This is a genomic window from Bartonella sp. MF74HXZ (assembly GCF_042194445.1).
GTDB lineage: Bacteria > Pseudomonadota > Alphaproteobacteria > Rhizobiales > Rhizobiaceae > Bartonella > Bartonella grahamii.
On the sequence record NZ_JBHIMW010000003.1, the window covers coordinates 105,109 to 126,554 of the forward strand.

A 21,446-nucleotide genomic window follows, 5' to 3' on the forward strand; every position below is an offset into this window, starting at 1 on the left:
TTTCATTGACCAATGAAACGATGTAATCAGATTATTAAACTTGAAAAAAAAATCTATTCCTGTCGTGTTTGTATCCAACAACCACATTATTTTCCTCCTCTTCCTCACGAACCAAATCCCGTCGTTTATTTATCCGATACGGCTTCGATTGCAATTGCAGGACAAGCACCAGGATTGCGTGTCCATGAAACTTCTATCCCTTTTAATGATCGCTCTGGCAAAAGGCTGCGTGATTGGCTGGGGGTAACGAAAGAGGAATTTTATAACAAATCTCTTTTTGCTATTGTTCCTATGGGATTTTGTTTTCCAGGTTACGACAACAATAAAGCTGATTTACCACCAAGGCGTGAATGTCGAGAAATATGGCATGAAAAGATATTTCAAGCAATGCCTCAAATAAAGCTTGTTCTTGCTATTGGCAGTTATGCGCAAAAGTGGCATATTACAGAATTAAAACATAAAACTGTTTCAGCAACCGTTAGTGATTGGAGAAATATTCTTTCCATCCCCCAACCTCAAGGCTATAATGTTATGCCTTTGCCTCATCCATCATGGCGAAATACTTCTTGGTTACAGAAAAACCCATGGTTTAACGATGAGCTTATTGTATATCTGCGTCGTTTAGTGCGTAAATTTTTATAAATTAAAATACTGAGAAAAAATATGGATCGTCTTGACCGAAAAATTTTACATCTTTTGCAAGAAAATGCGACACTTTCTGTTGCTGATATTGCTAAAAAAGTGGGACTTTCGACCACTCCTTGTTGGCGTAGAATTCAAAAACTTGAAGAAGATGGCGTCATTCAACGTCGTGTTGCCGTTCTTTCTCCAGAAAAAGTAAATGCGCATGTCACTGTTTTTGTGTCTATTCGCACAAACACACATAGTCATGAATGGTTTAAGCGTTTTTCAAAAATTGTACAAGAATTCCGTGAAGTCATTGAATTTTATCGAATGAGTGGAGATATTGACTATTTATTGCGTGTTGTTGTGCCCAACATTGAAGCTTATGATCTTTTTTATAAAAAATTAATTTCTAAAATTGACATCCGTGATGTCTCATCTTCTTTCGCAATGGAACAGATTAAATATACAACGGAACTTCCACTTAATTATATTAAATTACACGACAAAACGCATGAACAAAACTCTTAAGAGTTTTTAGATCGCCTCATTATCTTTTAGGCATTCAAACTTTCTTGTTAAAAAACCACCATTTGTGCATGTGTTAAAACAGCAGCTTTGACAATACCAGCTGCCATAGCTGCTCCTGTCCCTTCACCAAGACGCATCCCCAAATCCAGAAGTGGTTCTTTGCCAATTTTTTTTAAAAGTTTACGATGAGCTGTCTCAGAAGAAACATGTCCAACAAGGGTATGATCAAGAGCTTTTGGATGCATTTTATAAAGGACCGCGGCAGCTGCTGTTGCCACAAAACCGTCTAAGATCACGGGTATTTTTTCTATTCTTGCTGCTAAAATAGCACCAACCATAGCAGCAATTTCACGTCCTCCTAAGCGACGCATTATCTCAAAAGGATCATTAAAATAATCCTTATGTAAAGAAATGGCTTTCTTGACCGCTGCGATTTTACGCTGATAAAAATCATCTTCTGATTCCATGCCATTTTCTGTCCATTCTTCCACTTCTCCTCCAAACAATGCTAAGCATAAAGCTGAAGCTATTGTTGTGTTTCCAATTCCCATTTCTCCAATACATAAAAGATCTGTCCCACCCGCAATGGATTCCATTCCAAATGCCATTGTAGCAGCTGCACTCCGCTCATCCATTGCGGCATCCTTCGTAATATTCATTGTTGGATATTCCAATGCTAAATCAAATATTTTTAATCCAAGATCATAAGCAATACAAATTTGATTGATAGCAGCTCCACCAGATGCAAAATTTTGCACCATCTTTTGTGTCATAGATTGTGGAAATGGTGTAACATTTTCTTCTACTATACCATGGTTTCCAGAAAAAATAGCGACCAAAGGTCGCGTTACAATAGGTTTTTCTGTACCCCTCCATCCCGCATACCAAACAGCAATATCTCCCAGTTTTCCCAATGTTCCTTGCTCTTTTGTTAAGTTTTTTTGCCGTTTTTTTGCCAAGATTATAGAAAACTCATCAGCAACAGGTAAATTTGTAAGCAAAGCACGAAAATCATCAAATGGACTAGCGGTCATAAGGATACCTTTTAAAATCTACAATGTTTATGAAAATCACGTCATATACACAGGATATGAATAATTTATTGTTTTTTTAAACAGTGCTTTTAAAACGTTAAATATTATGAAAGCAATGATTTCTATATTCTATTTTCTAATCAAATAACGAACATGAAAGATTTAAAATATTATCAATATGTTATTACTATTTTTACGTTATGCTCTTAACTTATTTCTCTATTAAATAGGAGCAATCAGCATGTTGTTTAATATATAAATTCTAACATTCCTTCTATAACAAAAGTTGCAAACTTTCAGAAACTTATAAAATCGAAGGGATCAAAATGATCATAAAGAAATCAAAACACAAAGGATCTCAACTTTAACATATGTTAATTGTCAGGCTGTTATTAAATGAGAGCATAAAAAGCTTCTTTTAAAATACATATATCTGCATTTGGTTTTGTTGCGTCATTTGATAATATTTGCCTCCATCGACGTGCCCCACCCCGCCCATGAAATAAACCAATCATGTGACGCGTCACATGAGAAAGCCGCCCTCCCGATGCAATATGTCGAGCCGCATAATCACACATAACCTCAATAAGATCACTCTCACTCAGATTATTTTGAGCCTCATCATAGAGTTCAAAATCAATATGTTTTAACAAAGCTGGATCATGATAAACTTGGCGACCAAGCATGACAGCATCACAGAAAGTTAAGTGTTCTTTGATCTCATCAATCGATTTAATTCCACCATTTATCCCAATGAATTTATGGGGATATTTACGTTTTAATTTATAAACCCTTTCATAATTAAGGGGCGGAATATTGCGATTTTCTTTCGGACTCAATCCTTGTAGCCATGCCTTGCGTGCATGTATCCAGAGCGCATCACATCCAGCATTCCAAACCTGATTAGCCAAAAGATCTAACGCTAACTCTTCATCTTGTTCGTCCACTCCAATCCGACATTTGACAGTTACTGGTATAGTAACCTCTCGTTTCATCGCTTCCACGGCATTTGCCACAATGTCTGGATGTCGCATCAAACAAGCCCCAAAGACACCTGCTTGAACACGATTTGATGGGCAACCGACATTGAGATTTATTTCGTTGTAGCCAAAATCTTCAGCAATTCGTGCAGCTTCTGCTAACTTTTTCGGATCTGCCCCCCCTAATTGTAATGCAACTGGACGTTCTTTATCGCTAAAAGCCAACAATTGTTCGCGAACACCATGAATGACAGAATCTGCTACCATCATTTCCGTATAAAGGAGTGCTTTTTTCGTTAAAAGACGATAAAAAAACCTGCAATGTCGGTCTGTCCAATCCAACATTGGTGCTACTGCAAATTTTACAGGCGATGGAAGGTTGTAAAATATCATGAGGGTATTACTCTCATATCCCTATAGCTCTCTCTCTTTATACATAGAAAAATACTTACTTTTAGTTTACGTAAATTTTTATTCCCTTATACTATCATGAGTATAATAACAGCCCATTATCTTCAATTGATATAAAGGTTTACTACAATCAATCATAATAAAACACAATATGGCATTTCTCATAGATTATCGTTCAGGTATATAAACATGAAAAAATTTTTCACTATAATATAAAAAACTCATTTACAAGTTCTTCTTACGCTCATCAAGCCTCTATCCTTACATGATTTAGCACAGCGTTTAAGATAATGAACGATAAACTAAAACATTGTACAATTTTTCATAATAGATTTAATTTTCTTTAGATTTTTTAACTTATTGTGCAAATAAATGCTACAGAAGGTACTTTTATTTTCTCCTCAAGAAAGAACAAAAATCCTTATTCTACACGAATCTAATTATAAATCAGTTTTTCTCAATGAGTAATTCTTGGTAATATTCTTGGATTTCACTTTATAAGATAGATAAAGTTGATCCTAAATATTCTATCTAATTTTGCCATTTTATGATTCTTGCAAAAAAAAATAAAATTAGGGTATAGACAATCATTGTCTTTTTAATATGTATGACTGACACCAGTATCTCTTGAAGAGAAATATTTTACAATATTGCAGATAAAATCTGTAAAATGAAATGATCATAAACGTTGTTCAATCTCTTGTTGGCTTTGCATATAGGAAGAAAGAGTATCAACCTCTTGTTCATTAAATAGGAGACCAAGTTTTGAACGACGCCATAGCACATCTTCACATGCTTTAGCCCATTCTTTTTCCATCAACCATTTTACTTCTACTTCATAAAGCCCATGTCCAAAATTTTTTCCTCTATTTGCCTTACCATGTGCAAATATCACCAATGCTTCCGTACCGTAAGAGCGTGCAAGTCTGCGATGTGTAAAAGCATCTAAATCTGGCATCAAAAGAGCAATCTTATTTTCGATTATATCTAATTGATTATAGGGAAAATCACCCCCTGGAAGTACTGTCTTAGCCGTCCATGACGCTCCCTTTTTACCAAGAGCTTTTTCAACAAATTTCATCGCATCTTCAGCCAACTTACGATAAGTTGTAATCTTTCCTCCGTAAAGATTAAGAATCTTGGGTGTTGTTCCTGTTCCCATTTCTTTTAAAACATAATCGCGCGTAATTTCTTGTGCTTTTGAAGCTCCATCATCATAAAGTGGACGAACTCCAGAGTAAGACCAGACAATTGTTTCAGGCAACACTGGTTGTATGAAATATTCACTGGCTGCTGCACAAATGTAATCAATTTCTGTATCAGTAATATGAACGTCAGCCGGATCTCCTTGATAATTACAATCTGTTGTTCCAAGCAAGGTAAATTCTTCTTGATACGGAATAGCAAATATAATACGCCCATCACCATTTTGAAAAATATAAGCACGATCATGAGTATAAAGCTTGGGAACCAAAATATGAGAACCTCTAACAAGTCGTACTGGTGGATGTTCTTTACAGTCTAATATGCTTGCCAAAACATGATCAATCCAAGGTCCTGTCATATTCGCGACATAAGAAGCTGTGACACTATATTCTTTACTAGTTAACTTGTCTTGAAGAACGATACGCCATTTATTGTCTTCTTTTTTTAAAGAGAGAACTTCTGTTCGTACTTTTATATCAGCTCCCCACTTTTCTGCATCACGAGCATTGCCAATAACTAAACGCGCATCATCTACTCTTGCATCAGAATATTCAAAACCTCTCTGATATTCTTTCTTCAGTGTAGAGCAAAATTTTTTTGAAAAATTAATTGTTTTACTGCGCCATAATTTCTGATTCCAATTCCCTAAATAATCATAAATAAAAAGTCCAAAACGCAACATCCAAGCAGGGCGCAATTCTTTATGATAAGGAAGGAGAAAACGCAAAGGACGCACAATATGTGGAGCCATACGTAAAATGATCTCGCGTTCTTTCAATGCTTCACGAACAAGCTTGAACTCATAATGTTCAAGATAACGAAGCCCACCATGAATAAGCTTTGTTGACGCACTTGAGGTCCCAGATGCAAGATCGTTCATTTCAGCCAATCCCACTTTAAATCCGCGTCCTGCTGCGTCTCTTGCCAATCCACACCCGTTTATCCCTCCCCCAATGATAAACAGCTCATAATGTGTTGTGGTTTTCATAATTTCACTTTTCATTATTTAATTTTGTTTCTCAGTACTCAATAAAGCAATAGGAAAAAATAATACAAGTGTTCTTCATTGTATTATCAACGTACTTTTTCCTAAAATAAACACGCACAAAAAGCTTTTGATACCCTTATACATCAAAACAACATTTGACAAATTAAAGAGATTTTTTTTATCTTTTACAAAAAATAATTCTTGCCAAGCCAAGGTTCATCATATGAAGTCTTTTTAGAGAAAAATTAATGTTTTTTCTCATTCTTAAATACACACTATAGCTAAATGCTTTATTGCACATAGATAACGCTTTTCATATAGTTCACTCAATGACACACTAGGAAATATGAAGGTATACAGATGACTCATCACTCTCAAAATTCGAAAATAACACCTCTTTCAAAAATTTTAGTCCCAGTTATGTCGAGTATTTTAATCTTTTTACCTTCTTTATCAAACGCAACATCACACTCAAAAACAGCAAATCATTTAAGCTTAGAAAAGCTTAAAACACAACTTTTGGAAGATTCTAGCTTTTTATCTAAGCTTAAAGAAAAAATGATACCACATACTGATTCTCATCATATTCAACAAATTGTCAGAGAGTACCTTCTTACTCATCCAGAAGTTCTGATTGAAATGCAGCTTATTCTTCAAGATAAGCTGGAAAAACAGAATGAATACGAAAATAAAATACAAACTTCTGTCATCCATTTATTAGAAAAAGAAATTTTTCATTCTCCTCATGACGCCGTTTTGGGAAACCCAAATGGTAAAAAAGTGCTTGTCAATTTTTTTGATTACAACTGTGGATATTGTAAAAGTTCCTATTCACATATAGAAGACTTGATAAAAGAATATCCAGATTTAAAGGTTATTATTAAGGATTTACCAATTTTAAGCTCTGATTCTATGGCAGCCCATACTGTTGCCTACGCATTTCGAAAACAATTCCCAGAGAAATATCCTCAGTTTCACAAAACGCTTTTAATGTATCAGGGTCGCGCAAATGAAGCTAAAGCTATTAAAGTAGCTGTTTCATTAGGAGCAGATGAGAAAAAACTACGTAATGCAATAAAAGATCCGACTCTACAAAACGCTTTTAAAGAAAATATCCAAATTGCCTCTAAACTTCATATTACGGGAACACCTTCTTACATCATTGGTAATAAAATATTCATTGGCGCAGCCAGACAAGATACTCTAAAACAAGCGATAGACAATACACGGTGAATACCTGATCAGTTTTAGGACGAATACTGTAAATGAGGTAATTTTATGCTTTCTCTTTTTTGATAACAGGCTTATAAGTGCAATTTTGCGTAAAGCAGATACGAGTTTAAATTGCAAAGTATAATGATTTAAAGGAAATAAAAATCTTTAAAGCCTCAAAAGATCTCATCCCTAATCTAGAGATATTCGGTCATAAAATGAGATAATGACGATCTTCATTGATCAAGGAGTTAGAAATAAAATGGCAACAAAAAAAATGGATTCGGCAAAAACCGCAATTGATACGAAAATTATTCGTGATCTTGCTGAAATTTTGAATGATACCAATTTAACGAACATTGAAGTTGAACAAGGGGAGCTTCGTATTTGTGTCTCACGCCAAAATACCTTAACTTCTTCTGAGCAAGCAATCTATGCTCCTGTTTCTACTCCTACTTTTTCTGTAACATCTTCTCCGGTCCCAACAACTGAATCTCCCATACAATCTATCCAAGAGGATAAATCAAAAAACACAATAACCTCTCCGATGGTTGGAACAGCTTATCTTGCACCTTCACCAGGTGCACAACCTTTTGTAGAAGTAGGACAAAATGTTTCTGAAGGAGAGACATTACTTATTATTGAAGCCATGAAAACAATGAATCAAATTTCATCACCACGCTCAGGCACGGTAACCACTGTTCTTGTCAAAGATGGCCAACCTGTTGAATTTGGTGAACCACTTATTATTGTTGAATAAAGCGAGGGGCAACCATGATTCGAAAAATCCTCATTGCTAATCGGGGAGAAATTGCTCTTCGCGTTTTGCGTGCATGTAAAGAACTTGGCATAAAAACCGTAGCTGTTCACTCTACCGCTGATGCAGATGCAATGCATGTTCGTCTTGCTGACGAAAGTGTTTGTATTGGCCCTCCTCCCGCTCGCGATTCTTATTTGAGTATTCAGCAAATTATTGCTGCTTGTGAAATTACAGGAGCTGATGCTGTTCATCCAGGTTATGGCTTTCTTTCTGAAAATGCAAAATTTGCAGATGTTCTAGAAGCCCATGATATTACATTCATCGGTCCAACAGCTACTCATATCCGAATCATGGGCGATAAAATCGAAGCAAAGAAGACCGCCAAAAAACTTGGTATTCCTGTAGTTCCCGGTTCAGATGGAGCAGTCACTGAAGAATCAGATGCTTTACGCACTGCTCGTGAAATTGGTTATCCCGTTATTATCAAAGCTTCTGCCGGTGGTGGTGGACGTGGTATGAAAGTCGTTCATTCTGAACAAGAATTTTCTATAGCTCTCAAAACAACGCGTTCAGAAGCGAAAGCTGCTTTTGGTGATGACGCTGTTTACATAGAGAAATATTTAGAAAAACCCCGTCATATTGAAATTCAAGTCATAGGTGATGGTGCGGGAAATGCTATTCATTTAGGAGAACGCGATTGTTCACTTCAACGACGGCATCAAAAAGTATGGGAAGAAGCTACATCACCTGCACTTAATGAAACTGAACGAAAAAAAATTGGTAGTATTGTTGCAAATGCCTGTGCCCAACTTGGATATCGTGGAGCTGGTACTATTGAATTTCTTTATGAAAATGGCGAATTTTATTTCATTGAAATGAATACGCGTTTACAAGTCGAACATCCTGTAACTGAAGCAATTACAGGTATAGATTTAGTCCATGAACAAATCCATATTGCATCAGGCTGCGAGCTTTCAGTGACACAAGATGATGTCTGTTTTTCTGGTCATGCCATTGAATGCCGTATTAATGCAGAAGATCCTATTAACTTTACGCCATCACCTGGAACCATTACACATTTTCATACACCTGGAGGTTTAGGGATTCGTGTTGATTCAGGTGCTTATTCAGGTTATCGCATCCCCCCTTATTATGATAGTATGATTGGAAAGCTGATTGTTCATGGACGTACCCGTTTAGAATGTATGATGCGTTTACGGCGTGCTTTAGATGAATTTGTCGTCGATGGGATAAAAACTACACTACCTCTTTTTCGCGATCTTATTAATAATCAAGATGTTGCTGATGGTAATTATAATATTCACTGGCTAGAAAAATACCTTGCTCATCAATCAAAGTCTTCAGATTCGTAATTCGATAGCAAAATGGTAAATTCTTATAAAAGATTCTATAAGATATCAACATAAGGATAATTCCAACCTTGCTGTAAAAAGTGGTAAAAGAGGAAATAAGTTGGTTATTTTTTTATTTGTTATATAGTTTTCTTTTAATATGTACAAAATTTGATAATTTTCTGTTTTCCTTTTTGTGAGTTTGTGCTAACTCCTACATGGTTACGCCCTTATAGCTCAGTTGGTAGAGCACCTGATTTGTAATCAGGGGGTCGGGAGTTCGAGTCTCTCTGGGGGCACCATATGATTTTTTAATTACGTGTAGCTTATTCATTTTCCGATCCTTTTTAAATTCAGGAGAAGGTAGAGCTGGGCGTGAATTTAAAAAACGTATTATTTTTATCAAATTTCTTTTTTAATGCTTTAAATTCAGCCAATTCCTCCCAAGGAAAATATTAGAGTTTAAGTTTCTAGTGAATATACTAACAACTCCATAACATTGGCAAAATTATCCGGTGAGCCGTTATTAAAAGAATCAGAAAGTTTTTTGTAAAATTTCTTTCCACAAATATTTTCTTCAATAAAGCCACCTAATGCATCAGCCTTAACTTTACCAAAGATATAACCAAAGTCTTTTAAAGCTTTAACGCGATAAAGAATGTGATTATAAAATACATGTGTTTCATTTATTAAAACAAATTCTTTTCTTTAAAGATTATAGCCTTCTATCTAACAGCGTTTTTTACTGTAAAATTCAAGTTATCTATCTGCTCAACTAAAAGAACTTTTACTGTTTAGCTTTTGTGCTTTTTTCAAAGAGATGTGGGCTTTCAAGAATAAGCTTTTCTCGTGCTTTCTGTAACTGTTTAATGACTTCATCAATCTTTGATGGAGAACAAAAAGATTCTTGGCTATTCAACAAATGCAGCCTCTCCTTTCCCTCATATAAACATTGCATCTGAGATTGAAGTATTCTAACTTCTTGAAAAAAAAGACGTCCTGTTTCCTTAAAACCATTGTTAAGTGCAAAAAGTTGATCGGAAATGGATAGCAGAATTTGTTTTAAAAAACGCTCATTTTCTTGGCGTTTACGATATTCTAAAATAAGAGCATGGCTTATCTCATCTAACTGTTTTTTTGTAGAATCAATTTGACGCAATAAATTTGGTTTTTCCCCCATATCACCTTTTCTCACCTTCACAAGCATAGCATGAATATCTAACAACTTAATTGCGGAATGAGATAAATAATCAACAACTGTAGGCGTATTAACATAGCGTTTCCGTGCAATCATCACAAACTCACCTAATGACTGTTTTTTACATTCATCCCGCTATTTATTTTCCATTTTACAAAGCCATTCTAAAGAAAGTGCTAAAAAATATTACCTCCAATGTATTATTCGATGTCCCCTTCTCTCTTTTCACTATCAACGTGGAATCCGTGGAGAAAGAAAACGTACAGGTGTATAAAGGATAAGATGTGTTGTTTTCTCCAACACACTACTACCATCAGCAAGAAGGGCTTGACTAGGTGACAATTCTGTACCTTGCATAATTGTGGAAGCCAAAGAACCTTCTCGAGAAAGAGCCATCAATGTTGGCGAAGATGCAAAGACATTGTGTGCTCCCCCATCCACATGAGAGAAATCAAGAACAGCTATTCCATTTTTACGCAACATTTCAATATCTGAGCCATCGCCAACACGATGATGTCCACCCGTAAGACGTCCTGAAACCGCGAGAGCTTTATCCGCTCTGGATACTAAAATAGCTGTTGGCTGCGGGAGTTTTTTTATATCATTAAGTTGGCGCTCAAATACATCAACATCAATGTCTGGTGCCGCCATTAATAAACTTGTAATACGACGAATAGGCTTATATTTTTTCTGTAAGGCTAAAGTTCTAAATGCTTCCATTATAACAAAATTGCCCATAGAATGCGCAATAACCGAAATCTGATCAGCATTGGTTTCACTAATAAGTGTTAAAAGCTCTATCAATCCGTCACGGGCAAAATTAGCACTGTCACGATCATAAATATAAAGAGGAACAGATCCGGCAGAAGGCCAAGAATAATGCACAGCGACAACATTTAAAGAATAATCGTGTGTAAACTGTGCTGTACGAAATGTACCATCTGCAAAATTATTATTATACCCATGGATAAAAAGAAAAATTTCTCTTTTTCCTTTTGGCTTTTTTTCTAAAGCAGCATTTAATTGCTGTTTAAACTGTTCTTTATTATCGTATTTTTGCAATGCTACTGCTGCAAAATACTTATCATGCGTAGGTTTATACGCATTTATTTCAACAACTCCCTTTATATGTTGCTGAGGAATTCCTACGTCAACGCGATTGTAATGTACTTTATTTGATCGCTCTGCACCATAAGGTTGAGCGTAATTATTTTGCATCATACGACTTGTTGCAACATAAACTGGAATGATGGCTTTTGGAGAAACTGGATTCCCTTCAACTTCCCTTTCTACTGCAGTCATAGAAGGAGTTGCATGCACTCCATGCCAAAGCACAGCGCGTGAATCACTACATGCTGACAATAAAGAAATACAAATAAGAAGTGTTAAATATCTCAAAATCATTATACTTCTCACTGCAACTTCACCCCCACCCTATAAAAATATAACATTTCAAATGCACAGATAAAGTAATAAAAAATGAAACATTATTAGCAACACATCAACAAATAACATACAAAAAAGATTTTTCTATAATGCCCCTAAATCCCCTCTCTCTACATAACTTCATCTCATTACAGAGAGACTCACTGCTAACTGGTGCGGTCGAGAAGACTCGAACTTCCACGGGTTGCCCCACAGCGACCTCAACGCTGCGCGTCTACCAATTCCGCCACGACCGCACGTGGGAAGAAAAACATTTTGGTTTTTAGCCTTTAACAAATCATAAAGAAAGGTACAAGCCAATTTTCTCTTTCTCATAATTTATTTTTATCCGGACAATTTATAACTTAATAGAGATTACTAAAAATATGGACTTTACTACGATCTTTGAATCATCATCATAAAGTGTGCTTGTGCAGCTTGATCTTTTTCATAATAACCATGAAAGTTTTTTGTAATTGTTGTAGAGCCCTGTTTTTGGATTCCTCTCATAGCCATACACATGTGCTCGGCCTCAATCAATACTGCTACACCATGAGGCTTCAGATACGTTTTTAACGCGTGGGCCACTTGCGCTGTCATAGCTTCTTGTGTTTGTAAACGACGAGAAAAAATATCTACAACACGTACAATTTTTGAAAGGCCAACAATTTTTTCATTAGGAAGATATGCTATATGTGCTTTCCCAATAATTGGGATCATATGATGCTCACAGTGTGAATAAAAAGGTATATTTTTTACGATTACGGCTTCATTGTATCCTGAAACCTCTTCAAAAACTGTACCTAAGGTTTCTTTAACCGATTGACTATAACCACTAAAAAGCTCGCGATATGCCTTGGCTATACGTCTTGGAGTATCTAAAAGCCCTTCTCTATTTGGATTTTCCCCTATCCATAAGAGTAATGTACGAATCGCTTCTTCCACCTCTTCAATACTCGGACGCTTTTCTTCAGATAAAAAAGAATCCTTCGCGTCTTCTTTAACAATATTACGCATTCAAAAACTCCAAGCTTGCTCTATACAAAGCATTTGCTCCATACCTATTTCATTTTGTATAATCTCTATATAAGCGAATTAAAAGTTTAAACAATCACGACTCTCAAAATTTCAGGTCATAGCGCATGATTGATAATATCTATAATGATAAAATACTTAAATATGCTGCACATATAGACAAAATTGGGCGTCTTAATAATCCTGATGCAACATCAAGAAAACATGCCCACCTTTGTGGTTCGACAATCACTGTAGATTTAAAAGTGGAAAATGGTATTGTTACGGATTTTGCCCATGAAATACACGCATGTGTGCTAGGGCAAGCATCGGCTTCACTTTTAGCATCTCATATCATCGGACAAACAACACAAGATCTTAAAATATTGCGTGAAGTTATTTATCAAATGCTAACGCAAAATGGTCCTTCTCCTCAAGCTCCATTTGAGGATTTTTCTTGCTTACAGCCCATTAAAGACTATAAAGTGCGCCATGCAGCAACACTACTACCCTTTGATGCAACGATAGACTGCATTCAAAAAATTGAAGAAAAATAAATGTTCAAATCACAATCTCGACAAAAAAAATTGACTCGAAATTACACAGGCACTTGGCAAAAAACACCTGGACGGTTATTGGGTATTTTCTTAATACGTTTCTATCAAATAACACTTTCAAGTCTTATAGGCAATCAATGTCGCCATGCCCCAACTTGTTCAGAATATACATATGAAGCGATTGCACGCCATGGGCTTTGGGCTGGTGCATGGATGGGACTCTTTCGTATCATACGTTGTGGTCCCTTTGGAACAGATGGCTTTGATCCAGTACCTATTTCTCTTGGAAATTCTTGCTGTTTTTATAAACCTTGGCGTTACTGGAAAATTTCTGACAAACACAACAAATAATCCTTTTCTTTTTTCGTATGTATTGATAAAAAATCAGTCTATAAGCTTTTTACTCAATTTTCACAAAACCATCCGCAATCGTTAGCGGAATTGGATTAAAAGGGTGTTTTTATGTCTTGCTCTGTTTCTCTTTCTTTTCCTGATGGTTCAAAACGTAATTACCCCCCTGAAATGACTGGTTTGGAATTAGCAGAATCCATTTCTAAATCACTCGCAAAAAAAGCAGTTGCCTATAGTCTTGATGGTATCACGCGAGACTTATCGGATCCATTGGAACAATCTGGTCAAGTAGAGATTATTACCCGAGAAGATTCACGTGCTCTTGAACTCATAAGGCATGATTGCGCCCATGTCCTTGCTGAAGCAGTGCAAGAACTCTTTCCTGAAACGCAAGTAACAATAGGTCCTGTCATTGAAAATGGATTCTATTATGATTTTGCACGCCAACAACCTTTTACATTAGATGATCTCACCATCATTGAAAAGAAAATGCGTGAAATTATCCAACGCAATAAGCCTTTTAGAAAAGAAATTTGGTCTCGTGAAAAAGCCAGAAAAATTTTTTCTGAGAAAAAGGAATTTTATAAAGTTGAACTTATTGATAGCATTCCTGAAAATCAAGATTTAAAAATTTATTATCAAGGAAAATGGTTTGATCTTTGCCGCGGACCGCACATGCAATCTACAGGGCAAATTGGGAATGCTTTCAAATTAATGAAAGTTGCAGGAGCTTATTGGCGTGGCGATGCCAATAATCCAATGCTCACAAGAATTTATGGAACAGCATTTGCAAATGAAAATGACTTAAAAGCCTACCTCCATATGCTAGAAGAAGCTGAAAAACGTGATCATCGCCGCTTGGGACGTGAAATGGACTTATTTCATTTTCAAGAAGAAGGGCCAGGGATGATTTTTTGGCACAAAAAAGGTTGGAAAATGTTCCAAAATTTGATCAACTATATGCGTAGACGCCTTGATGATCATCAATACGCTGAAGTTAATGCACCACAAGTTCTCGATAGGTCACTCTGGGAAATATCTGGCCATTGGGGCTGGTATAAGGAGAATATGTTCAAAGTAATTCCAGCAGCGGAAGATTCAGATCGTGGGAATGTTTATGCCCTTAAACCAATGAATTGCCCTGGTCATGTGCAAATTTTTAAACATGGTTTAAAATCTTATCGTGATTTGCCTATTAGACTTGCTGAATTTGGACTTGTTCATCGTTATGAGCCTTCGGGCTCTTTACATGGTCTTATGCGTGTGCGTGGTTTTACGCAAGATGATGCGCATATTTTTTGTACTGATGAACAACTAGCCGATGAATGTCTCAGTATTAATGATCTTATTTTATCAACTTATGCTGATTTTGGTTTTAAAGAAATCAGTCTTAAGCTTTCAACACGTCCAGAAAAACGAGTTGGGTCTGATGCATTATGGGATCATGCAGAAAGTATCATGGAATCTGTTCTTAAAACGATTGAAACAAAATTTGCAGGACAAATCAAAACAAGCATCCTTCCAGGTGAAGGAGCATTTTATGGTCCAAAATTTGAATATACATTAAAGGATGCTATCGGTCGTGAATGGCAATGTGGAACAACACAAATAGACTTTAATCTCCCTGAACGTTTTGGTGCATTCTATATTGATAAAGATTCAGAAAAACGTCAACCTGTTATGATCCACCGCGCTATTTTTGGATCAATGGAGCGTTTTCTTGGTATATTAATCGAAAATTTTGCTGGACATATGCCACTCTGGCTTGCTCCTGAACAAGTTGTTGTTGCAACAATTACATCCGAAGCAAATGAATATGCCCAAAAAATAACGGCAAAACTTAGAGCTATTGGGCTTTCCGCAACAATGGATCTCCGCAATGAAAAAATTAACTATAAAATACGAGAACATTCGTTACAAAAAGTTCCCGTAATTTTGGTATGTGGTAAACGTGAAGCTGAAACAAACAGCGTAAATATGCGCCGCTTAGGAAGTACAAATAAAACCCTTTTATCTGTAGAAGATGTGATCAAGCAACTCTCAAATGAAGCAACACCTCCGGATTTGCAGCGTGTAATAAATGCATAACATCACAGAAGATGGTAATACGTTAATTTTTTACTATAAATCTTCAATTTTTGTACAGAATGAAATGATTTGATATTCTAGTGCGTTTTTGTTTCATGCACAATTATCTATCACCAGAAAGAATCACGTGATCACTCTCTACAAGGTGGATTGGTGAAAAAGTTGAATGTAAGCTATGAGCTGTTTAAATGCAAAAATCATAGACAATTGAATATTAATAATAACATTAATCTTTATAATGAAAAGATGGCGCTATTATCATGGATAGATCATTACGATAATTATAGCAACATCAAGCAAGAAGACGGAAAACAAGATCATATTTATTAATAAAAAATATGTAAAATTAGCTGAACAATGATATGTCTTGTTCGTAAAATAAGCCCTTATAAAAAAGACAAGATATTGATTTATAATGATAATATATCGTTATTCATATTAAATAAGATTTTGAATATCATAGGGCTTTCTCATTTTAAATATGTTTATGTTGAATCTATCAAAATCATTCGCTTGCACGAAATAAGCGGAATGAGTGTGTGGATAAAAATTATTGAGAAAGGACTTTAAAATGCTCACAATAAACTGCCTCAAGTGCTAAGATTGTTGCAATCATTGAGAGCAAGCTAAACTATAATGATGATGCCGACTTGCTCTTTCATAGGTGTAAAAATAGCGCTACTCAACAGGTTTAGCATTATATGATTCACGAGGAATCATGGTAAAATAAGCTTAAGGAGCCTTAAGAAACATCTCTTAAAAACAAGCACATAAATTGGTAAACCAATAGCATTCTATATCCCGCAATCTACACTGATGAGATATTGCCTTAACTTTTATAAAGCCAAATCAGAGAAAAATGGTAAAACTCAGCGTTTATTCTTTCCCCTCTTTATATTTTACCAAATTAAAAACTCTTATAAAAAACTCGTTAAATATACACATACGATACATTACTATTCGTTGAACGTATAAAACTCTGAGCACCCCCATAAAACATCTAAATATCTACGAAACACATTGCTACGCTAGACGCAAGATATTGATTTGTAAAACAATTTCAAAACACATGTTTTGCTAAAAAAGCAACACATATAAAACAAAAAATATTATTGCTATCGTGCTCTATCAAGAACACGCTTACATTCAATGAGTTCAAATAGGATTTCTTGCAACAATGCTTTATCAGATTTATCTTTATAAAGATTCACAGAACCGACAGATGTTTCTTCCTCATTCCTCATGAAACTCAAAAGCCCAAAAGAAGATTTCTTAGGCTTATTGCTAGCATTTTCAGAAGTCTGTCCTGCATGTTTCTTCTCTATGACCACATTCATAGCATCAAGATCACCATTACCCAATGCAGTCACAAAAGCAACACCATTTTCTTTTAAAAGGCGCTGCACACCTTTTATCGTATAACCCTGATCATATAATAACTGCTTAATACCATTGAGCAAATCAACATCGACCGGACGATAATAGCGCCTTCCTCCCCCACGTTTCATTGGTTTAATCTGCCTAAAACGTGTTTCCCAGAATCTTAAGACATGCTGCGGCAGCTCCAATAACTCGGCTACTTCGCTAATTGTGCGAAAAGCATCAGAGCTTTTATCCATTTTGCAACACCTTATTTAAAACAAAATAAATTACTTTACAATGACTCATTCTGTCTCAATTTCTCAACAAGATTAGTCAAAAATAAGACCATCATTGACGACTTACACAACTGTCTTTTTCTAAAAAACAAAGACCTTTATTTTATCATTTTTTTAACAAATACTAAACATACCATGGCATTCATTTATAAGAATCATTTTTTCTGTCTTGCACGATGCGAATCTAAAATTCTCTGTTTAAGGACATTGGCAGCCTTAAACGTCACAACACGTCGCGGCGGAATAGGTGCTTCAACACCTGTTTTTGGATTGCGTCCAACACGTTCATTTTTACTGCGAACCTGAAAAGTTGCAAAAGAGGATAATTTAACCGCTTCACCTCTTACAAGTGAGTTGCAAATCTCATCCAAAACCAATTCGACTAAAGCTGCTGATTCAGTATGTGACAAGCCCACTCTTTTACAAACTACGCTCGCTAAATCTGCACGCGTTACTGTCTTACTTGTCATTATAACCACCTATTAAAATATTAAAAATTACAAAATGACTTATACGTTTTCTTGAAATATGGTCAAGTAGCCATAATTTACCAACGAATAAGAATTGCTCCCCATGTAAATCCACCTCCCATGGCCTCTAACATGATAAGATCTCCTTCTTTTATTTTTCCATCGCAAACAGCTGTTGTTAAAGCCAACGGAACTGATGCCGCAGACGTATTACCATGTTGATCAACGGTAATCACAACTTTATCTAGTGAAATTCCCAGTTTTTTAGCAGATGCTTCAATAATGCGCTTATTAGCCTGATGAGGTACGAACCAATCTAGTTGTGAAGAATCCATACCTGCAGCTGCAAAACAATCATCAACCACATCCGTTATCATACCAACAGCATATTTAAAAACTTCTCGTCCTTCCATACGCAAATAGCCTGTCGTTTGTGTTGTTGAAGGTCCACCATCAACATATAGCTTATCTATATAAGCACCATTAGAGCGCAATTTCGCAGACAATATACCACGCTCAAAAGCAATCCCCCCCTCAATTTCTTGTGCTTCCAAAATAGCAGCACCCGCACCATCACCAAACAAAACACATGTCGTACGATCTTCCCAATCTAAAATCCGAGAAAATGTATCGGATCCAATAACTAAAATTCTTTTAGCCGCTCCACACCGTAAATAAGAATCTCCTGTCGTTAAAGCAAAAATAAAACCAGAGCAAACAGCTTGAATATCAAAAGCAAATCCATGACTCATTCCCAAAGCACGCTGAATTTCAACAGCAGAAGCAGGAAAAGTACGATTCGGAGTGGACGTTGCTAAAATAATACAATCAATGTCTTTTATTGTTAAACCAGCATTTGTAAGTGCTGCTTGCGCAGCCTCAACTCCTAAAGAAACAGTTGTTTCATTTTCACTGGCAATATAACGTTGGCGTATTCCTGTACGCTGAACAATCCATGAATCTGACGTTTCAACAAACTTTGCAATCTCATCATTTGATAAACTTCTCTTCGGCAAAGCACTTCCTACACCACGTATAATTGACCGAATCATTCAGCTCTTACCTTTTCTTCAAATTTTTCATTTCTATTATAAGAGCTTATCATAAGGACTCTCCATTCACTGTCTCTTCACCTTCTTGATCAAAAAGTGTTTCTTTATTCTCATGAAACCGTCGCAAATCAGCTGTTATTTTTTTCAAAAGTCCATTATTAACCATCTCATAACCAACGCGGATAGCAGAAGCAAAACCGTTAGCATTAGCACTCCCATGGCTTTTGATCACAACACCATTCAACCCCAAAAGCACTCCTCCATTCACCCTCTCGGGATCCATTTTGTGTTTCAGCGTACGAAAAGCACTCCGCGATAAAAAATAACCAAGAGATGTTAAAAAAGAACTGCGCAGTGCAGAGTTTAAAATCTCTCCTATCTGTCGCGCGGTCCCTTCTGCGGTTTTTAAAGCAATATTACCAGAAAACCCCTCTGTTACAACAACATCGACTGTTCCTTTTCCAATGTCATTGCCCTCAACAAATCCTTTATATTCCAATCCTTCTAATTGCACTTCACGCAATATCATTCCTGCTTTTTTTATTTCATAAAGTCCTTTAACCTCTTCCACCCCCACATTTAAAAGCCCAACACTTGGTCTTTCAGTGTGATATAAAGCGCGAAACATACCCGCTCCCATAACCGCCAAATCAACCAACTGACTAGCAGAGGCACCAATTGTTGCCCCAATATCCAAAACGATACTCTCACTGCGAAGTGTTGGCCAGATACCCGCAATACCAGGACGTTCAGCCTCTGCTAGCATTTTCAAACAAAAATAAGACATGGCCATGAGTGCACCCGTATTACCAGCAGAAATGCAAGCATCAGCTTCACCATTTTTTACCGCTTCAATGGCGTACCACATTGATGATTTACCACGTCCATTACGAAGTGCTTGGCTTGGCTTTTCATCCATGCGTGTATAACTTTCTGTAGGGCAAAAGCGCGATACAGAATCCAAACAAGGGTATTTTTTTAAAACCGGACGAACGTCCTCCTCTATTCCATAAAACAGAAAATAAATATTTGATAAATATTTTTGTACAATTGCTGCTCCTGCAATAGCTGCTTCTGGACCGTAATCACCGCCCATGACATCCACAGAAATTCTAATCACGCTTGCATATCCCACATCTTTTCATTTACATCTTTAAACACATATTATGATTTTCGGCTCCTGAACACTCACAAAGCAAATCTTGCAAAAATCGCTCCGTAGAAAATACCGTTTAGCATACAATAGATATTTTTTTTTATGTTTTTACAATTACTTCCAATTTTTCAAAACAGAAAATGGCGAGAATTTTTGCTCTGCTTCTTCTAAATTTTCAACCATATCCATCTTTATCCCCTCTTTACGTGGATAATGATTAATAGACAACTCAAAAAACTCTTCCATGATTGCACCAATATCAATTTTATCATCATAAAACACTTCAGGAGTATCAAGCCCCTTCACATCTAAAAACAATTCTCCTGTATCCTCTGATGTTTTTGGCTTCATCAAATTTGAATCTTCAGGAACAAAAACAACCTCAATATTTTCACAAAGGATATTTTCTAATGGTTCTAATGTAACGACACATAACTGTAGTATGCGCGCTTGCAACAGACCTTTTATACGTACTCCGCGTTTTTTCCACGGGAAAATATGGAAATTTCCCTCACAAGATTTTACTTCAATTAAATCATGGTTCTGAGCTAAATTTTTACATTCTTTTTTGTTTGCACAAAAATGAACCCTTATACCTTTAGCAGGTAGAGAACGTACAGATATTGGATAAGCCAAAGCAAATGTCATTTGAGGAACATTTTGAACATTCATTGACAACTCCCAAACATAAAAACGCATAAAACACTGTGTTTTTATTTATCTCAAGTATTTATGCATTTTTTTCTTTTCTAAAGAAATTCTATATGGCATAATTTGCTTTATAACAGGGAAACTCAGTGTAAGCTACGGTAGATTAAGTTAAAATTAGAAAAAACTTGAGGTTGCCTTCTTGTCCTACATCTCAGTATAAAGGGAGATATCATTGTTTCAAATGCCTCACATAATAGCCTTAATCAAACGTAAATTATTGATTGGTTTATCAATAGCAAGTATAGGAATGCTTGCTGGGTGTAGTCTTCTCGATTCTTCAGGTTCGAGCCAAATTTATAGAGAGGGCTATATTCTTGATAAAAATGCTCTAAGTTCTATTGCTATTGGTTCAAGTCAAGAGCAAGTTCTTTTAACTTTAGGAACCCCTTCATTAAAAACAAAATATGATAATGAAGTTTTTTATTACATCTCACAGACACGCTATCGTGGGATGCAGTTTATGAAAACAAAGATTATTGATCGCAAAGTTTTAGCCATTTACTTCAATAAAAATGATCAGGTTGCAAAAGTTGCTAATTACGGATTACAAGACGGTCAAGTATTTGATTTTATTACACAAACAACACCAACTGTAACAAAAGAACATCCTTTCTTAATTCAAATTATAAAAGGCCCTGCGAATTTGCCACCCCATAACTAAATCATAT

At 36.0% G+C, this 21,446-nt stretch carries 20 protein-coding genes and 2 tRNA genes; 10 read left to right on the top strand and 12 right to left on the bottom strand.

Annotation, left to right across the window (positions count from 1 at the left end):
• Positions 1-12 precede the first annotated feature (12 nt).
• Together ACFIJ8_RS03245 and ACFIJ8_RS03250 are read left to right on the top strand one after the other, a co-directional pair.
• Positions 13-642, top strand: coding sequence for a uracil-DNA glycosylase family protein (locus tag ACFIJ8_RS03245; RefSeq protein WP_375638998.1), 630 nt, complete (start codon positions 13-15; stop codon positions 640-642).
• 21 nt (positions 643-663) lie between these two features.
• Positions 664-1,155: an Lrp/AsnC family transcriptional regulator gene (locus tag ACFIJ8_RS03250; protein ID WP_015856433.1), complete on the top strand. Its 492-nt coding sequence runs from the start codon at positions 664-666 to the stop codon at positions 1,153-1,155.
• Between the two features lie 47 nt (positions 1,156-1,202).
• Here ACFIJ8_RS03250 and cobT read toward each other — a convergent pair whose 3' ends face one another.
• The 3 genes from cobT to glpD form a co-directional block, all read right to left on the bottom strand.
• A complete protein-coding gene (cobT, locus tag ACFIJ8_RS03255) occupies positions 1,203-2,189 on the bottom strand; it encodes a nicotinate-nucleotide--dimethylbenzimidazole phosphoribosyltransferase (protein ID WP_273787934.1) in 987 nt (328 codons plus the stop codon).
• Positions 2,190-2,581: 392 nt separating this feature from the next.
• A complete protein-coding gene (gene dusA / locus ACFIJ8_RS03260; protein WP_375638999.1) occupies positions 2,582-3,562 on the bottom strand; it encodes a tRNA dihydrouridine(20/20a) synthase DusA in 981 nt (326 codons plus the stop codon).
• Between the two features lie 697 nt (positions 3,563-4,259).
• Positions 4,260-5,789 carry a glycerol-3-phosphate dehydrogenase gene (gene glpD, locus ACFIJ8_RS03265; RefSeq protein WP_273787932.1) on the bottom strand — a complete coding sequence of 510 codons (1,530 nt, stop codon included), beginning with the start codon at positions 5,787-5,789 and terminating at the stop codon, positions 4,260-4,262.
• Between the two features lie 345 nt (positions 5,790-6,134).
• Between glpD and ACFIJ8_RS03270 the strand changes: the two genes are divergently transcribed.
• The 4 genes from ACFIJ8_RS03270 (at position 6,135) to ACFIJ8_RS03285 (ending at position 9,400) form a co-directional block, all read left to right on the top strand.
• A complete protein-coding gene (locus ACFIJ8_RS03270; protein ID WP_375619845.1) occupies positions 6,135-7,007 on the top strand; it encodes a DsbA family protein in 873 nt (290 codons plus the stop codon).
• A 241-nt stretch (positions 7,008-7,248) separates the two neighbouring features.
• Complete coding sequence (accB, locus tag ACFIJ8_RS03275; RefSeq protein WP_273787930.1) at positions 7,249-7,746, top strand: acetyl-CoA carboxylase biotin carboxyl carrier protein; 498 nt, start codon at positions 7,249-7,251, stop codon at positions 7,744-7,746.
• A 14-nt stretch (positions 7,747-7,760) separates the two neighbouring features.
• Positions 7,761-9,119, top strand: a complete 1,359-nt coding sequence (gene accC / locus ACFIJ8_RS03280; RefSeq protein WP_273787929.1) for an acetyl-CoA carboxylase biotin carboxylase subunit — start codon at positions 7,761-7,763, stop codon at positions 9,117-9,119.
• Between the two features lie 205 nt (positions 9,120-9,324).
• Positions 9,325-9,400 (top strand) — tRNA-Thr (locus tag ACFIJ8_RS03285).
• Between the two features lie 485 nt (positions 9,401-9,885).
• On the opposite strand, the gene ACFIJ8_RS03290 is transcribed toward ACFIJ8_RS03285, so the two are convergent.
• The 4 genes from ACFIJ8_RS03290 to folE all read right to left on the bottom strand — a co-directional run bounded on the left by ACFIJ8_RS03290 (position 9,886) and on the right by folE (position 12,738).
• Positions 9,886-10,392 (bottom strand): hypothetical protein, encoded by a 507-nt coding sequence (locus ACFIJ8_RS03290; RefSeq protein WP_015856440.1) that lies wholly within the window; start codon positions 10,390-10,392, stop codon positions 9,886-9,888.
• A 135-nt stretch (positions 10,393-10,527) separates the two neighbouring features.
• Positions 10,528-11,700 (bottom strand): alpha/beta hydrolase, encoded by a 1,173-nt coding sequence (locus ACFIJ8_RS03295; protein WP_273788148.1) that lies wholly within the window; start codon positions 11,698-11,700, stop codon positions 10,528-10,530.
• Positions 11,701-11,893: 193 nt separating this feature from the next.
• Positions 11,894-11,978 (bottom strand) — tRNA-Leu (locus ACFIJ8_RS03300).
• A gap of 139 nt (positions 11,979-12,117) precedes the next feature.
• Positions 12,118-12,738 carry a GTP cyclohydrolase I FolE gene (gene folE / locus ACFIJ8_RS03305; protein WP_273788149.1) on the bottom strand — a complete coding sequence of 207 codons (621 nt, stop codon included), beginning with the start codon at positions 12,736-12,738 and terminating at the stop codon, positions 12,118-12,120.
• Positions 12,739-12,863: 125 nt separating this feature from the next.
• On the opposite strand from folE, the gene ACFIJ8_RS03310 reads away from it, so the two are divergent.
• The 3 genes from ACFIJ8_RS03310 to thrS all read left to right on the top strand — a co-directional run bounded on the left by ACFIJ8_RS03310 (position 12,864) and on the right by thrS (position 15,731).
• Positions 12,864-13,292 carry an iron-sulfur cluster assembly scaffold protein gene (locus ACFIJ8_RS03310; RefSeq protein ID WP_273788150.1) on the top strand — a complete coding sequence of 143 codons (429 nt, stop codon included), beginning with the start codon at positions 12,864-12,866 and terminating at the stop codon, positions 13,290-13,292.
• A complete protein-coding gene (gene yidD, locus ACFIJ8_RS03315) occupies positions 13,293-13,643 on the top strand; it encodes a membrane protein insertion efficiency factor YidD (RefSeq protein WP_273722706.1) in 351 nt (116 codons plus the stop codon).
• A gap of 111 nt (positions 13,644-13,754) precedes the next feature.
• On the top strand, positions 13,755-15,731 hold the full coding sequence (thrS, locus tag ACFIJ8_RS03320; protein WP_375639000.1) for a threonine--tRNA ligase: 1,977 nt from the start codon (positions 13,755-13,757) through the stop codon (positions 15,729-15,731).
• A gap of 1,115 nt (positions 15,732-16,846) precedes the next feature.
• Here the strand turns inward: thrS and ACFIJ8_RS03325 are convergent.
• The 5 genes from ACFIJ8_RS03325 to ACFIJ8_RS03345 form a co-directional block, all read right to left on the bottom strand.
• Positions 16,847-17,350 carry a MerR family transcriptional regulator gene (locus ACFIJ8_RS03325; RefSeq protein ID WP_273788153.1) on the bottom strand — a complete coding sequence of 168 codons (504 nt, stop codon included), beginning with the start codon at positions 17,348-17,350 and terminating at the stop codon, positions 16,847-16,849.
• A 194-nt stretch (positions 17,351-17,544) separates the two neighbouring features.
• Positions 17,545-17,859 (bottom strand): integration host factor subunit alpha, encoded by a 315-nt coding sequence (locus ACFIJ8_RS03330; protein ID WP_015856447.1) that lies wholly within the window; start codon positions 17,857-17,859, stop codon positions 17,545-17,547.
• A 77-nt stretch (positions 17,860-17,936) separates the two neighbouring features.
• The gene (locus tag ACFIJ8_RS03335; RefSeq protein ID WP_273788155.1) at positions 17,937-18,911 is read right to left on the bottom strand and encodes a beta-ketoacyl-ACP synthase III; all 975 of its coding nucleotides are present in this window, start codon (positions 18,909-18,911) and stop codon (positions 17,937-17,939) included.
• Between the two features lie 49 nt (positions 18,912-18,960).
• Positions 18,961-20,031, bottom strand: a complete 1,071-nt coding sequence (plsX, locus tag ACFIJ8_RS03340) for a phosphate acyltransferase PlsX (protein WP_273788156.1) — start codon at positions 20,029-20,031, stop codon at positions 18,961-18,963.
• A 150-nt stretch (positions 20,032-20,181) separates the two neighbouring features.
• Positions 20,182-20,739, bottom strand: coding sequence for a DUF177 domain-containing protein (locus ACFIJ8_RS03345; protein WP_375639001.1), 558 nt, complete (start codon positions 20,737-20,739; stop codon positions 20,182-20,184).
• A 220-nt stretch (positions 20,740-20,959) separates the two neighbouring features.
• Between ACFIJ8_RS03345 and ACFIJ8_RS03350 the strand changes: the two genes are divergently transcribed.
• Positions 20,960-21,439, top strand: coding sequence for an outer membrane protein assembly factor BamE (locus ACFIJ8_RS03350; protein ID WP_273788212.1), 480 nt, complete (start codon positions 20,960-20,962; stop codon positions 21,437-21,439).
• Positions 21,440-21,446 lie beyond the last annotated feature (7 nt).